12 protein-coding genes are annotated in these 14,065 nt (G+C 65.3%); 5 read left to right on the top strand and 7 right to left on the bottom strand.

Features of this window, described 5'->3' with window-relative positions; translation table 11 throughout:
• Positions 1-136 precede the first annotated feature (136 nt).
• On the top strand, positions 137-1,291 hold the full coding sequence (locus AB4Y72_RS17600) for a hypothetical protein (protein ID WP_441427432.1): 1,155 nt from the start codon (positions 137-139) through the stop codon (positions 1,289-1,291).
• A 106-nt stretch (positions 1,292-1,397) separates the two neighbouring features.
• Here the strand turns inward: AB4Y72_RS17600 and AB4Y72_RS17595 are convergent, their stop codons facing one another.
• Positions 1,398-2,057 (bottom strand): LysE family translocator, encoded by a 660-nt coding sequence (locus AB4Y72_RS17595; RefSeq protein ID WP_441427431.1) that lies wholly within the window; start codon positions 2,055-2,057, stop codon positions 1,398-1,400.
• Positions 2,058-2,398: 341 nt separating this feature from the next.
• Here AB4Y72_RS17595 and AB4Y72_RS17590 point away from each other — a divergent pair, with 341 nt between their 5' ends.
• Entirely contained in the window at positions 2,399-3,994 is a 1,596-nt protein-coding gene (locus AB4Y72_RS17590) for an MFS transporter (protein WP_441427430.1), read from the top strand.
• Positions 3,995-4,035: 41 nt separating this feature from the next.
• Here AB4Y72_RS17590 and AB4Y72_RS17585 read toward each other — a convergent pair whose 3' ends face one another.
• The 4 genes from AB4Y72_RS17585 to AB4Y72_RS17570 form a co-directional block, all read right to left on the bottom strand.
• The gene (locus AB4Y72_RS17585) at positions 4,036-4,701 is read right to left on the bottom strand and encodes a GAP family protein (protein ID WP_441427429.1); all 666 of its coding nucleotides are present in this window, start codon (positions 4,699-4,701) and stop codon (positions 4,036-4,038) included.
• 39 nt (positions 4,702-4,740) lie between these two features.
• Positions 4,741-5,895, bottom strand: coding sequence for an AI-2E family transporter (locus AB4Y72_RS17580; protein ID WP_441427428.1), 1,155 nt, complete (start codon positions 5,893-5,895; stop codon positions 4,741-4,743).
• Positions 5,896-6,027: 132 nt separating this feature from the next.
• The gene (locus tag AB4Y72_RS17575) at positions 6,028-6,414 is read right to left on the bottom strand and encodes an SHOCT domain-containing protein (RefSeq protein WP_441427427.1); all 387 of its coding nucleotides are present in this window, start codon (positions 6,412-6,414) and stop codon (positions 6,028-6,030) included.
• A gap of 90 nt (positions 6,415-6,504) precedes the next feature.
• Positions 6,505-6,942 carry a hypothetical protein gene (locus tag AB4Y72_RS17570; RefSeq protein ID WP_441427426.1) on the bottom strand — a complete coding sequence of 146 codons (438 nt, stop codon included), beginning with the start codon at positions 6,940-6,942 and terminating at the stop codon, positions 6,505-6,507.
• Positions 6,943-7,251: 309 nt separating this feature from the next.
• On the opposite strand from AB4Y72_RS17570, the gene AB4Y72_RS17565 reads away from it, so the two are divergent.
• Complete coding sequence (locus AB4Y72_RS17565) at positions 7,252-8,082, top strand: class II glutamine amidotransferase (protein WP_441427425.1); 831 nt, start codon at positions 7,252-7,254, stop codon at positions 8,080-8,082.
• 90 nt (positions 8,083-8,172) lie between these two features.
• On the opposite strand, the gene AB4Y72_RS17560 is transcribed toward AB4Y72_RS17565, so the two are convergent.
• Both AB4Y72_RS17560 and AB4Y72_RS17555 read right to left on the bottom strand, forming a co-directional pair.
• Positions 8,173-9,660 (bottom strand): hypothetical protein, encoded by a 1,488-nt coding sequence (locus tag AB4Y72_RS17560; protein ID WP_441427424.1) that lies wholly within the window; start codon positions 9,658-9,660, stop codon positions 8,173-8,175.
• A 355-nt stretch (positions 9,661-10,015) separates the two neighbouring features.
• Positions 10,016-10,576, bottom strand: a complete 561-nt coding sequence (locus AB4Y72_RS17555; protein ID WP_441427423.1) for an ion channel — start codon at positions 10,574-10,576, stop codon at positions 10,016-10,018.
• A gap of 143 nt (positions 10,577-10,719) precedes the next feature.
• Between AB4Y72_RS17555 and AB4Y72_RS17550 the strand changes: the two genes are divergently transcribed.
• A complete protein-coding gene (locus AB4Y72_RS17550; protein WP_441427422.1) occupies positions 10,720-13,362 on the top strand; it encodes a LuxR C-terminal-related transcriptional regulator in 2,643 nt (880 codons plus the stop codon).
• Between the two features lie 144 nt (positions 13,363-13,506).
• On the top strand, positions 13,507-13,920 hold the full coding sequence (locus tag AB4Y72_RS17545) for a hypothetical protein (protein WP_441427421.1): 414 nt from the start codon (positions 13,507-13,509) through the stop codon (positions 13,918-13,920).
• The last annotated feature ends 145 nt before the right edge of the window (positions 13,921-14,065 follow it).

Here is a 14,065-nt window from a genome sequence, read left to right as displayed (position 1 = left end):
GGCCGGCTTCCCGTCCCCAATAGCAGTTCACCCGTTCCGGGTGACGGCGACCGGAAGCGTCGGACATAGCGTGGGAGTGTCCGGCCTCAACGGCGGAACTGCACGGGCCCACAACGGCAGCGAATCGAAGTGAGTGATGTCAGACCGGAACAAACACGCAGCAGTCACCTCGGAGTCGAGGGCGCTCTTCATCGGGAGCGTGGGATTTGTGGTCCTCGGCGGTGTCGCGTTTCTGCTGGTCGGGCGGGATCCTGTGCCGTTGTCCGGACGAGGCTCGGCCGGTGACATTGCAGCGATCGGCACGGCGGTGCTTGGTGCCGCGGCCGTGGTGGCCGGTTGCCTGCAACGACCGACGCCGGTGTCACCGCAGTTCCGCGGCGGCCGGACGCGTCATGCGATCGACGTCGGCGCCCTCGCGCTGGCCCACGCGTGTATCTTCCTACTCGGCTGGCTGGCGCTTTTTTGGGTCTTCCAGCAGGCGTTCATCGGCGCACTGCTCTATCCCGTGGCGGCCGCCGTCCTGGTCGGGGCCGTGGGGGCTATCAGCGCCTACGTCGCCTACCTCTCCGCGCTCGGGATGACCGCCTACCGGCTCGCCGCGCTACTTGCCGGTTTCCTCGTCACTGGTGTCCTCACGAGCATGCTCACGGCAGCTGACCCGCATTGGTGGCAGGAGAACCTCAGCGCCCTCGGCATGAGCTCCGACGTCTCCGGGGTGGCATTCAACTTCACCTTGATCGTCGGCGGCGTCGTGGTCACCACCCTGGCGGGATATTCGACGGCGACGCTCGCTGCGAGCGCCAACACCCCCGCCGCGCTTCGACGGGCAAGGCTGCTCGAAGGCGGCATCGCCCTCATGGGCGTGTTCCTCGCCTGCGTGGGAGTGTTCCCGGTCGATGAGCGCTTCGGTCTCCACACACTGGTCGCGTCCGGCATGGTGGTGGTGTTCGCGTCCCTGATTGTCCGCATCCGGGCCCTCGTCCCCTCCATCTCGCCCGCCTTCGCAGCGCTCGGGTGGGTGTTCCTGGCAGTCATCGTTGTCGCCGCGGTGCTGTGGTTCCCGGTCGGTTACTACAACCTGACCGCGGTGGAGCTCATCGCCGGATTGTTGATCTTCTCGTGGCTCATCGTCCTGATCCGCAACCTCGCCGCCGTCGACGCCGACCAGTTCAACGCGAACCAGCCACGTCGCCCGGAGCTAGAGCCCGGTGCGGCCGCGACCCAAGCCCCCGGGAGCCCAGTGCCGTGGGAACGCGGAGGTCCATCCCCTTTGAAGGACCACGGGCATTGATCGCGCAGAGTGCCGGAGTGCAAAGCCATCATCCGTTGTGGGTGACCCGTCCGGCCTGAACCCTCGGGCAGAAGTCCCGGCCCGGCCCGTGTACGCGCCGGGGCGGCTAGGCGGAGACCAGCGTCTTCGTCAGGATCGTGCCGCCAACCCCGACCAGGACCGCGCCCGAACCCCCGACGATCATCCGCCGGGTCCGGGGCCGGGCCAGGAAGCCTGTCACCCTCTTGATCCCGGTGAGCAACAACACGTACCAGGCCAAGGCAATCAGCAAGAAGATGCAGGCCATCAACGTGTGCTGGGCGAGGGGCGGGAGTGGGGCGAAGTTAAACTGCGGGAACAGCGACAGGTAGAACACGGCGACCTTCGGGTTCAGCAGGTTGCTCACCATTCCCTGGACGAAGGGTGAACTTCCGCCGAGCGGGCGTCCCTCCCGGGCTGCGGGCGGGTTGGGATTTTTGGGCGTCCCGGGCGTTTTGGATTCTCTGGGGAACGCCTCAGCGAAGGCGCGGACACCCAGATAGAGCAGGTAGGCCGCCCCGGCGATCCTGATCCCGGTCCCGAGCACCTCCGAGGCCCCCAGCAGCGCGGTGACACCGAGCACGGCCAGCAGTGCAAGAATCGTGTTGCCAACCATGATTCCGGCGGCGGCTGTCGCTGCCGATCGGGTCCCGCGGGTCGCGTTCCGAAGGACCAGCGCAAAGTCCGGACCGGGCACGAGGACTACCACCAGGCAGGTCAGCACGAAGGCAGTTAGCTGTTCGACCATTTGGGGGTTGCCTCCGGGCATCGGACTCTTTAGGGGGACGGGACGCATTTGCCGCGCTACAAAGCCGGGGCAGTCTTCTACGGTAGGCCATCCGGGGCGGGGATCGCGTGCTTGCATGGTTTCGCCGGACTGGGCGGGTTGAAACCTCACCCGCCGGGAATGATCCGGTCTGGGTGCCGGGCGGCTAGCTTTGCATCAGCATCACACCGCGGCGGGCTCTGGCGGGATGTGATCCTGCAGCACCACGCACACGCGTGCGCCTGTCCGGTCCACGCCAGAGGAGGCGACATGTCCGGCCATGTAATGACCCCGTATGCGGCGAGCCGGGGGGACGCAGAGTGATGAGCGCTTCCAACGACGCCGGGACCCAGCCGGTGCAGTTCAACCAGAGACTCGCCGTGCTGCTGGCGATGGCCATGTTCGTGCTCGTCGTCGACACATCGATCATGAACGTCTCGATCTCCGCCGTGGTCAAGGACATCAACAGCACGGTCAGCGACCTTCAAGCGGCGATCGCCCTCGAAGCGCTGGTTTCCGCGGCATTCATCCTGATCGGCGGCAAAGTGGGGGACCTGATCGGGCGCAAACGCGCCTATGTCCTGGGCCTCTGTGGCTACGCCGTCGGCGCCGTGGCGATGACGCTGGCCCAGAGCATCACCGCGATCATCGTTTTCTGGGCGCTGATCGGCGGCCTGGGCGCCTCGCTCCTGCTCCCCGCCATGCAGTCGCTCATCCACGGCAACTTCGACGGCGATGCCCGGAAGCGGGTCTATGCCCTCGTGGGCGCCGCGGCGGCGATCGCCGCCGCCGTCGGACCCCTGCTCGGTGGCTTTATCACGACGTTTCTCTCCTGGCGCGTTGCCTTCCTCCTGGAAGCGGTAATCATCGCGGTCGTGTTGTCCGGCATCAAGCTCGTTAAGGATGTGCCGTATACGGGACCCCGGGAGGTCGACGTCGTTGGATCAATCCTGTCGGTGGTGGGCATGGGCGGGATCGTTCTCGGCATCCTGGTCTGGCAGGAGGGCGGCGAGGCCGTTGGCGCGCTGCTGATCGTCGGCGCGGCCGGATTGGCCGGGCTGTCCTACTGGCTCGTGCGTCGCGAGCGGCTCAACAAAGCGATGCTGCTGGACCCGGGGCTGTTCCGTTCGAAGGCCTTCCGGTTCGGCGCCACGCAGCAAATGCTTCAGCAGATCGCCCTCGGCGGCACCATGATCGTGTTGCCGATCTACCTCCAGATGGTGCTCGAATACAACGCGATGCAGGCAGGGCTGTCCATCGCGCCGCTTTCGCTGACCATGTTCGGCATCGCCCTGCTCGCCGGAAAGAAGGCAGGGACGCGTCGCCCGGCCGGCATTATCAGGTGGGGGTTCATCTTTCTTCTGGCAGGACTGCTCGCGATCCTGCCGGTGGTGCCCCGTGCCGACTCCGGCTGGTGGCTCTTGATCCCACTGATCATTGCGGGTGCCGGACTCGGGCTGCTGGTGTCGCAGCTGAACAACTACACTTTGTCCCCAATCTCCGACGAACGCGTCAGCGAGGCCGCTGGCGTGAATTCAGCCGCCGGCTCGTTCGGACTGTCATTCGGACTCGCTTTTGCCGGCGCCATCATGCTGGCATCACTCGCCGCCATCTTCACCAGCCTGGCGACCTCGAGCACGGTACTCCCGCCCGCCGAACAGCAGCAGGTCGCGCAAGCCTTGGAAGCAGACGCGCAAGTCCTCAGCAACACCCAGCTCGCGGAACAGCTCGCCGGCCAGCCGCCGGAGATCCAGGCCGAAATCATCCGCATCAACACTGAGGCCCGGCCCATTGCCCTGCAGATCGGGCTGCTCATTCCGATCCTCGCCAGCGTCGCCGGCTTCGTCATCTCCTTCCGCATGATGCGCATTCCAGACCCCAAGCCCTCCGGCACCGGCGAAGGCGCGATCCTGGATTAGGCGTTCGGCCGGGACCGGGTCCGATCTGCGCGGCCTCACGGTCAGAGTTGGACGAGGCTGTAGCCGACAAGGAAAAGCCCGATTGCCAGCGTGACGATCGCCGCGATCCTGCGGCCGTTGCGCTGCAACCAATCGTAGAGGGCTGTGAGAGGAACTTGCGCGCGCTCCGGGGATCGCAGCCACACGACGACCGGAACGACGACGGCGGACTGGGCCACGGCGGCGTAGGCGAGGATCAGCACGCTTGCTTCCAACGGCGGCAGTTCCTGGACACTGATCACGGCACCTGCCGTGACGGCCAGCAGGATTGCCTTGGGACGCAGGTTCAAGCCCAGGCCCAGGGCTACGAATTCCCAGGGCGGGGCAGAGAGGAACCTCGTTTTCAATTTGCCCAGCATGGCACTGTCCCGCCCGCCCTTGCTTAACAGGAGGTATACGGCGTAGCCAATCAAAAGCACACCGACCACCAGGGCAAACTGGGCCACTAATTCGTCCTTACGGATGCGCGGCCTGACGGGCAGGAACTGCAGCCCGACCGCCGAGAGCCCCACGACCACAATCGAGCCCACGAGGCTGCCGACCAGGAAGGGAACGGCGCCGCGGCGTGGATTGGGGGAGAGCAAAATCATGATCGTCACACTGACAGGCACGGTGCTCATTGCCCCGGCGAGGGCGAAGAGCACGAGGCTGGTGATGGTGTTCAGCATGCGGCTCTCACCTGCCGCGGGCGGCCCCCCGACAGCACGTCATGCCTCCGGGACGCTGCCCGTGTCCGGGCGGCCCGGCCGTGTCCGTCCGCGACGCGCGCGGATCGTCTCATCTTCGGCTTTGAGGAGCGGTTCCACATCCTTTTGATCGCCCGTCAACGGACGCCACCATGAGACCGACGGGTCGGAATCTAGCAGGAGCGTGCGCACGAAGAGGGTCAGGGGGACGGCGAGGATGGCGCCAACAGGGCCCAGAACGACGGTCCAGAAGAGGACGGAGGCGAAGGTCAGGGTTTCGCTAAGCGATACTGCGTTGCCGACGTATTTCGGCTGGATTATGGACTGGATGACGCCGTTAATTCCGCCGTAGATGATGATAATGGCCCAAACGGTCGGCCAGCCGCCGGTGAGGAATCCAAAGAACAGCGGCGGGATGATCGCGATGAAGTAGCCAATGTTGGGGATGAAGCTGCAGATGAAAGACAGCAAACCCCAGAGCAGGGCTCCGGGGACCTGGAGGATGACCAGGAAGAGCCAGTTGAACAGGCCCTGGGCGATCCCGAGGACTGTGGTGGCGACCATGTAGCGGCGCACGCCGTCACCGAAGCCGATGAAGGCGGAGACCACTGCCGGGCGGTGGTAGTTCAAATGGGTCAGGATCGCTGGTATGCGCGAGCCGTCGACCGCCATGAGAATGAGCATCGTCAGGATGATCACGAGGCTGCCCGCCAGGCTCGCGACGTTCCCCAGCAGGCCGCCGAGGAAACCGAGGATGCGCCCGGGGGTGAACCCGTCCAGGACTGCCTGGGCTTGCTCCGGTCCGAAACCGACAGATTCCAAGGCGCCGGCGATGCTGGCGCCCAGCTGGGCGAACTGCGGTGCGTACTGGGGCAGCAGCGCGGAGAACTGCGCAAGCGAGAGCACGAAGACTGCGGCGAAAGCGATCAACAATCCGAAGACGGCCGCAATCGTGGTGCCCGTGGCGATGCCCCGGGAGATTCCCCGAGCCTGCATCCAGCGGCGGATGGGATGAACACACAGAGTGAGCACGAACGCGAAAAATACCGGGGTGACGATTCCTTTGATCGCACCGAGGCCGAAAGTCACGATGGTCGCGCCGGCCAGGGCGAGCAAGATGGTGACGGTGCGGGGGAGGGCTGGGCGTGGATCCGATTCCGATGATGCCGGCTCCATTGAGCCCTCCTTGGTTCAGACTGGCCCCAGTTTAGAGGCGGGAAGGCGCGATGAGTAGAGAGGTTTGTCCCTTGCGCCCCGCCCCCAAACCGGTCCCCACCGGGGGCGATGCAGAGCTGAGGGCGCGTTGAGTCAGGCGACTGCCTTGCTCTTGATCCTTTCGAATTCCTCCGGGCTGATCGTTCCGGCGTCCATGAGCGATTTGGCTTTGGCGATCTCTTCGCTGGGGCTCGCCGTGGCAACCTGGCGAATATACGCATCTGCTGCCGCCTGGCTCTTGCGGGCTTGTTCCATCGACCGCTCCGTCATTCCCTTGCCGCGGGCGATCATGTACACCAGCAGCGACAGGAAAGGTACAAATGCGAGGAAGACTATCCAGACAGCCTTCCACCAGCCGCTGAGTTCGTGGTCACGAAAGAGGTCGCCAATCACCATGAACAACGCCCACAGGAAGGCGAAGATCGCATAGACGCAGAACAGCCACCAGAAAATATCCCAAAAGTTCTCGAAGAAACTCATTGTGGCTTCCCTACTTTCACTTGGCGCGGCGTTGTTTGGGGACGCAGCCTGGGCGGGGGACGGGTTTTGGGGATCTGCAAGCCGGCCGGACTAGCACTTGACCTCGCTGGTGAGGTCACTGACCGCGCCCTGGACGTTGGCAGCTTCGTCCCGCAGGGAATCGATTGCCTGGGTCAGGGTGGCGTCGTTGGGAACGGCCTTCACTGCGGAAGCGAACTTCTGTTCTGCCGTCTTGACTGCATCCACCCGACCTTTGGCAGCGTCCCCGGCCGCACTGACCATGTCGTCAAAGGCTTTCACGACCTGATCCCGAGCCGTCCGGATCTGATCCACGGTGGCGCCTGGTTTCAGGGTGTCCTTGAAATTCGTCAGGGCAGACTCGTAGGCGTCAGCAGCAGCGCAAACGGGCGAAACGCTCGGGGTCGGGCTGGGGCTGGGGCCAGCGCCCGTGCTGCTGCAGCCGGCGAGCAACGCCATCGCGGCCCCGAGCGTGATCATCCGCGCGAGGACTGGTTGTGGTCTCGACACTGGAGGCCCCTCTCTCCGTAGGTTGGCGGTGTTGGTTGGCGCTCTTAATGGGCCTGTGCCTGGCCAGCCCAGACACTGGCAGGTACCACCAGTGTTGGCTTCGCGCCGTGCGGGCGCCTCACCCGCCGGGGGTGATCCTCGGAGCCGCATCGCGACGGCGGCGCATCGTCGCCGCCGTCGCTATGTGGCGTCCTGCGGTGAACGTGGAGAGACTCGGCAGCTGCCCTGACGGCGCCGAATCACCCCGGGGTGATGATGCGCGGGTCCTGCACCCGTGATGGACTTCAATCCACAGCAGAGGAGGATGCCATGTGCCGTTGGCTCGCGTATTCGGGTTCGCCGGTAAAAATTGAAGAGCTTTTGTACAAACCCGCCAACTCGCTCGTGATGCAGAGCAAACATGCTCGTATGGGCGTGGAAACCATGAACGGTGACGGCTTTGGTGTTGGCTGGTATGGCTCGGCGCCGTATCCCGGTGTGTTCCACAGCACGGAGCCGGCCTGGCACGACCGTAATCTGCGCGAGCTGTCCGCCCAGGCTTCAGCCGGCCGCGTTTTCGCGCACATCCGTGCCTCGACCGGTTCGGCCGTCCAACAGACCAACTGCCATCCGTTCCGCCACGAACGCTGGCTATGGATGCACAACGGGCTCATCACGGATTTCCCGACGGTGAAGCGCGACTTGGCCATGGCCGTCGACCCGTCGCTGTTTCCGCAGATCGAGGGAGCCACGGACTCGGAGCTGTTCTTCTACTTGGCGCTCACCTTCGGCCTGGAGCAGGATCCGCGGGCGGGTGTCGCCTCCGCCGTAGGGCTGATTGAAGAGGTCGGCCGGCGGCACGGCATCGATTTTCCGATTCAGATGACGGTGGCAACCACCGACGGCGACAGTACCTGGGCGTTCCGCTACTCGAGCGAGGGCCGGTCCAGGTCCCTGTTCCATAGCACTGACATCGCGACACTCCGGGCCCAATACCCGGACAACCCGATGCTCCACGGCCTCTCCGACGACACGCGCCTGGTGGTCTCCGAGCCGCTGGGGGACCTGCGCGGGGCGTGGCGGGAAGTGCCCGAATCCACATGCGTCGTGGTCCACGGAGCCGGCGAAGAGCTCTTCCCGTTCTCGCCGGTGGCCGGCTAGCTGTGCTCCCGGGCTGAACAGGCAATGCCCCGGGCACTCGTGCCCGGGGCATCCTTCTGAGCGGCGCCCGTTGGCGTCGCCGTGAATCCGTCAGGGGAGAGGGATCGTGGGATTCGGCTCGTCCGGGGGGCCGCCCGATGATGGGGCGGACCCGGTGGCCGACACGGTGGCTGATCCGGGAGTGGGCCCGGCGACCGGCACAGTGGCGGTCTCGGCGCCGGCCCCCGGGACGGACTCTGCGGCCCCGGGCGCTACGGCAGGGCGGCACAGCAGCTCGACGAGGAGAACGGCCAGGACCGCCAGGACGGCCGTCCAAATGGCGACGGCTGCCGTCGGGTCCTGCCAAAAGATCAGCACCAGCACAGCGATTCCGACGACGGTGGCCTCCAGGATCCGACGGTAGCGGGCCAGCCAGAGTTGCCACGGTTTGGCCTCGCCGGCACCGACCTTGCCCGTGATGTAGTCTCCTGCACTCGCCAGACCGTGCCGGACAAACTCCGCGGTACGCGAGTGGCCGCCCAGGAATGCAGCCAAAGCGATCAGGAGCCCAACGACGAACACAAGGCGCACGCTGGTGCGGAGCGGCACCAGGAGAGTCTCGACCAGGCTTTCAGCCGCCGCCGGCGAGACAGTATCGGGCGGGATCGAGTCCAGGAGGATGCTCCGCCCGATCACAAGTCCCAGCGCCAGCAGTGCCATGGCCACAGCAACGGCCAAACCTACGCCGCTGGTGGTGCTCCGTCTGCGGCCTTGGGGAGCCACTGCGACCGCTCCGACGGCGCTGATCACCGTCAGCCATGCCAGTATGGGCGCGGTCCGGTCCAGCGCGCTGATGATTTGCGTGGCGCGGGCCAGCTCGGGCGACTGGAACAGCGGTATCTGCTTGTCCACCTCTGGAATCCTGGCGGCGATGTCGACGCCCTGCTCGACCAGGCGGGCCTTGACCCGGGCTATGATCTCCTTCGTGGAAATCGACACCGTCCCGCTCTCGTCAATACTGACGGCGCCGCCCGTATTCCCCGTGGACAGGTTGACCAGCCCCTGGTGAGCCGCCCGGTTCACCTGTGTCCAAAGATCCTGAAACTGCGGGGTCGCCACGAACTTGGCGACGGTGGAATGAATGAGGTTCTTGGTCTGCTCCGCAATGACCGGCGCCAGCCCGGTGATCACGGCGGCCGCACGCGGCGCCGTTTTGCTCAGTTCGTTGAGCGCATCCCGGGTGATGGTCTGGAAGTCCACCGCGTCGGTAATCTGCTGCGTGACCTTGTCAGCGATCTCGGCCTGAATCGCGGGGTCGGATGCCAGGGGCGCCACAGTAGCCACATACCGGTCGGTATCGATGAGTTCACTGCGCAGGTAGAGGGCCGGCACCGCAGCAAAGGCCAGCACGGCGGTCAGGACCACCAGCACGATCGCCACTATCCGTCGAGCCAGTCCGGGGCGCGGTCCGGAGGGCCTTGGGTGTGCTTTCCTGGCGTCGTCCCGTTCGCGCTGCAACCGGGCAATCTCCGCCCGGAGCCGGAGTATTTCTTCCTGTTCGGGGCCGCTGGAGCTGGGGGACTGATCCTGGAGAGACATGAGGGGCTCCGCCTATAGGACGATGGCGACAGGCTACGTTGTTGTGCCTGACCGGTCTTCATTCGACGCCTGCCTCAAGCCGGAAGCGGGAGCTGCAGGCGCTGCTCCTGCCCTGCGGTTGGGCACTCGTGACAATTTTGATTGTCCACGCGGGGCGTTGGTCCAACCCCACCCACACAGGGTGATCTGTTGCGCCGCAAAATTATTTGCCGCGACTGTGGCGGGGGAGCCGATCCGCGCGTCAGATCCCGGCCCGGTCACAAGGAGCCACTGTCCGCCACTGCCTGCACCGCAAAATGCTCACACCAAAGTCCTGACTCACCCCTTTCGGGTGATGACGACGGCGCCCTTGGCGTCAGCGGCCCAGACGCCGGCCGGCCGCGAAGAAGGCGACCTTTGCGACTAAGAGGAGAGCGCCCAGATCAGCAACCATTTGGACTGACACCACCGCCCTCGCCAGTTGACTCACCGGAGTTATGTCACCGAATCCCACGGTGGCAAACGTGGAAGTGGTGAAGTACAGGGCATCCGTCCGGTTCAGGGGTTCGCTAAAGGAAAATCGGTCCGTTAGTGACATTGACGTGTAAAGCAGCGCGAAAAGACACAGAAACATGAGGACGGATTCGACGACTGCCGCGGCCGCCCGGACCTGGGGGATATGCGCCGTGAGTATCATCCGCAATTGCAGGACCAGGGCTGCAAGAAAGACCAAGACGATGCCCGCAAGCCGGATCCACGCGGCCGCAGGATTGGCGTCGTTAAACCCCCCTATTGGAATAAAGAAATAGAGGGTGAGGATTACTACCGTAAATGCAACCAGACGTGCGACCGCGAAAATAAGAACGCGCCTACGGCTGGCCTTATCGAGATCATGCAGGAATATCGGGTTCGTCTGGCTGCCGTGCTTCGAAGCCATGACTGATGATACCCCCGCTCACGCAATTCGCGTTGCGGCGCATTTGGGCATTCCTGGCCGCCTTTAAGTCGCACAAGACAGCAGGGCACAAGGGGTCTTTGCGCCCTGTTGGAGCCCTTTTGCGTCCGCCTAGCATGTGCAACGTGGGAGAGATTCTAAAACCCGAATGGGTGCCTGGTCCGCAGTTCAAGATCCGGCCTCCTGTGCGAGGGCTCGGAGCGCTGGAGCGCCCGCGCCTGGAAAACGCCCTGACCGCATCCGCCGATTCGCACCGCCTGACGCTCGTCGCAGCACCGGCCGGCTACGGCAAGTCCACGTTCCTGGGAGACTGGGTCCGCAAGTGCGCGCTGCCGTGCGCGTGGCTGTCGCTTGACCGGTTCGATACCCAACCTGGACGGCTCTTTCACGGGGTCGTCGGGGCGATTCAATCCGCGGCGAGCAGGCTGCCGCTACCCGGAAACGACGCCCTGCTGACTCTCGACCAGGGCCTTGCCCATGACCGCGCCGCTTCCTACGACCTCCTCCTCGGAGCGCTCGAGCATCTCACCGAGCCGATTGTCCTGGTGATCGACGATGTTCAGCTGGCCGGCCCGGGGCTCGGCAACGGAATCGTCGGGGTGCTCGCCGCCTCGGCGCCCCCCTCTCTGCGGCTGGTGCTCTCGGGCCGCGGGCATACGTCCATCCAGCTGGAACGGTTCAGGTATGGCGAGGGACTGGGCGAACTTCACGCGGCCGAACTCGCCTTCACCCGGGAGGAAGTGGCCGAGTTCGCGTGTTCGCTGGGTCAAGACGCGGCCATTGACGCCGGAGCCCTCTGGGCGATGACCGCCGGCTGGCCCGTCGCCGTCCACGCCAGTCTCGTCTCGCTGGCTCAGTCCCGCAACGTGCCGGTCACGACGCCGAGCGCCACACCCACGCACATCCCTCTCGCCGGCTATGTCGCCGAAGAGATCCTCGACCAGCTCGAACCGCCGCTGGCGGAGTTCATCCTGCGGGCCACCACGAGTGACTGGCTCAGCCGTCGACTCGCCGTCGAGCTCTTCGGCCGGCCCCAGGGCGGAGTGCTGCTTGAGGAATGCTTGCGCAACGGCCTGTTCATTGCGGAGCATGACTACCGTGGCGGCGAATCCCTGTACCGCTGGCAATCACTCTTCGCGGCGCAGTGCCGCCGCATACTTCAGCGGCGCGATCCCCTTCTCGCGGAACGACTGCACCGCGTGGCGGCGCGGTACTACCAGGACGCCGACGTCGTCGAGTGCGTTGACCAGGCAGTGCACGGGCGCGCGCCCCGGCAGGCCGTGGTATCGCTCGGAGCGCACTGGCTTGAGTTCCTGCTCGGGAACGACGCCGAGACCCTCGAGCTGCTGTGCCGGGATTTGCCGGCGCCGTGGAGCGAGGACCCCGAAGTCTTGATGATCCGAGCCGTCTGCCGCGTCCTAGCCGGCGACGCCGCCGCCGCGTCCGAGCTCACCGAGCGGGCGCTGGCGCGGACCTTTGTGCTCGACTCGAGTCGACGCCGGCAGCTGGACGGTTACCGGGCCCTCTTCGAGCCCTTGCCTGCCGGTGGCCGGCTGGACCTCCACGCAAGCCAGGCGGAGGACGACCGGGCGTCTAGCGACGCCGCGAATGACGGCCGTTCCGCGGTCTGCTCGACGGGACTGTTCCTGCTTGCCCAGGCCGAGTTTCGATTACACCGCAGAGGCGATCTTGCGACCGCACTGCTGGAAGCGGCCCGGGGGGCCGGCAGCCCCGACCAGTTGGAAGAGACCGAAGTCCGTTCCCAGGCGGATCTCGCGTTAGCGTTCGCAGCAACCGGTGACCTGGTGAGCGCCGACGAATATGCCACGCAGGTGCTGGGGCGGGGAGACGCGCTGGCCCGGACTTCGAAAGAGCGGATCGCTCCGGCCTGGTTGGCGCGGGGCATTGCGTGCTATTGGCGGGACGACATGGCGGCTGCCCGGATGTGCCTCGCCAAAGCCCAGCGCTTGGGCGGTGAGCACTTCCCGTCGGGCCCGCTCAGCGGCATCTACCGGGTGCTGGTTGATTGCGCCGCTGGTGATCTGGACCAGCTTGCCGACTCGTGCGCGGCGCTCGCTTCGTCTCACGGGCGTGGATTGTATGCCGTGTCCTGGGACGCCTTGCACTCCGTCACCGTGGCAAAGGCCGCTGAGGCCCAGGGTGACCTCGCCGGTGCGCTGGCGATCGTTCAACCACTGGGCGCTGGAGGGCACGGGGCATTGGCGGATACGCTGCTGGCGGAGCTGTTGCGTCGCGGAGGGGACATCGAGACAGCCCAGCACTGCGCGGAGTCTGTGACGGACCGTCGGAACGCGTATATCGATATCTGCCTGAGCCTGACGGAGGCGCTCGCGGCCTGTAGGGGCGGAGACACGGCCACGGCACACGAACGTCTTGAGCACGCGGTCCAGAGGGCCGAGCCTGCATCAGTCCTGCGGCCGTTCGCCGACCGCAGGGACGAACTCGCGGATTTGCTCGTCCAGCACGCGGTCTGGGGAACCGCTCATGAGTCCTTCATCGCCGCGCTCATGGCACGCGACGCGCAGGGTGAGGGCGGCCTTCGGACACAGTCCTACTGGAACCTCACGGAGCGTGAACGCGAAGTCCTCGCCTACATGCGTTCCATCATGACGGCGGCCGAGATTGCCGAGGCCCTGTACATCTCGGTGAACACGGTCAAGACACACGAGCGGTCCATCTACCGAAAACTCGGGGCGGGCAGCCGGCGTGATGCCCTCAAGACGGCGGCCAAGCGGGGCATCGTCTGAGCTTGGCGCCCGGCGGGCGCCCGCGTCGGGAAATTCACGCTGCCAGGGTGAGGCCAGGGATGGGTGAGGGTTTGACACTGGTTGTAACTGTCCGTGACGGCCGACCTGCCGGCGGGGCGGTTCCTTAGGAAGGATTCTCCGTTGATGAAAGCACATCGCATATTTGCCGGGCCGGTGGCGCTCGGGACGGCCGTTGCGCTGCTGACTAGTTGCGCGCCGAGTCCGCAGGAAAATGTATCGCAGGCCTGCGCTGCCGCCAGCGCCTATGCACTGGCCCTGACCAACTTCAAGGACACATTGAAGCCCAGCGCCACGGTGGATGAAGTCCATTCGGCCCGGGACCAGGTGACGAAAACCTACGAGGAAATGATCAAACAGTCCCAGGACGTGGCGAAAGACCGTGCGGATGCGGTGAAGACGGCGGAACAGAACCTTGAAAAGGCAGTCAAGGACGTTCCCAATGACGCCACGCTAACGCAGGCCGCGGCCTCGTTGCGGGACGAGACGGTCAAGCTCCAGGCCGCGGCCAGCGACCTGAGGAGCCAGCTGAAGTGCTAGGTGTACTCGGCCAGGACGTTGGTTACATGTTGAAAGGGTGAAGACCTCTTAGGTTGGTGGTTACCACACACACCGAACGACTAAGAGGTCTTCATGGTCCACCGTAATGCCCGCCTGACTCCTACTGGTAGAGGCATCCTTGTCC

This window comes from Arthrobacter sp. YAF34 (genome assembly GCF_052113245.1).
Lineage (GTDB): Bacteria > Actinomycetota > Actinomycetes > Actinomycetales > Micrococcaceae > Arthrobacter.
The sequence above is the reverse complement of the archived record's forward strand: the minus strand, read 5'-3'. Positions and strand labels throughout refer to the sequence as shown.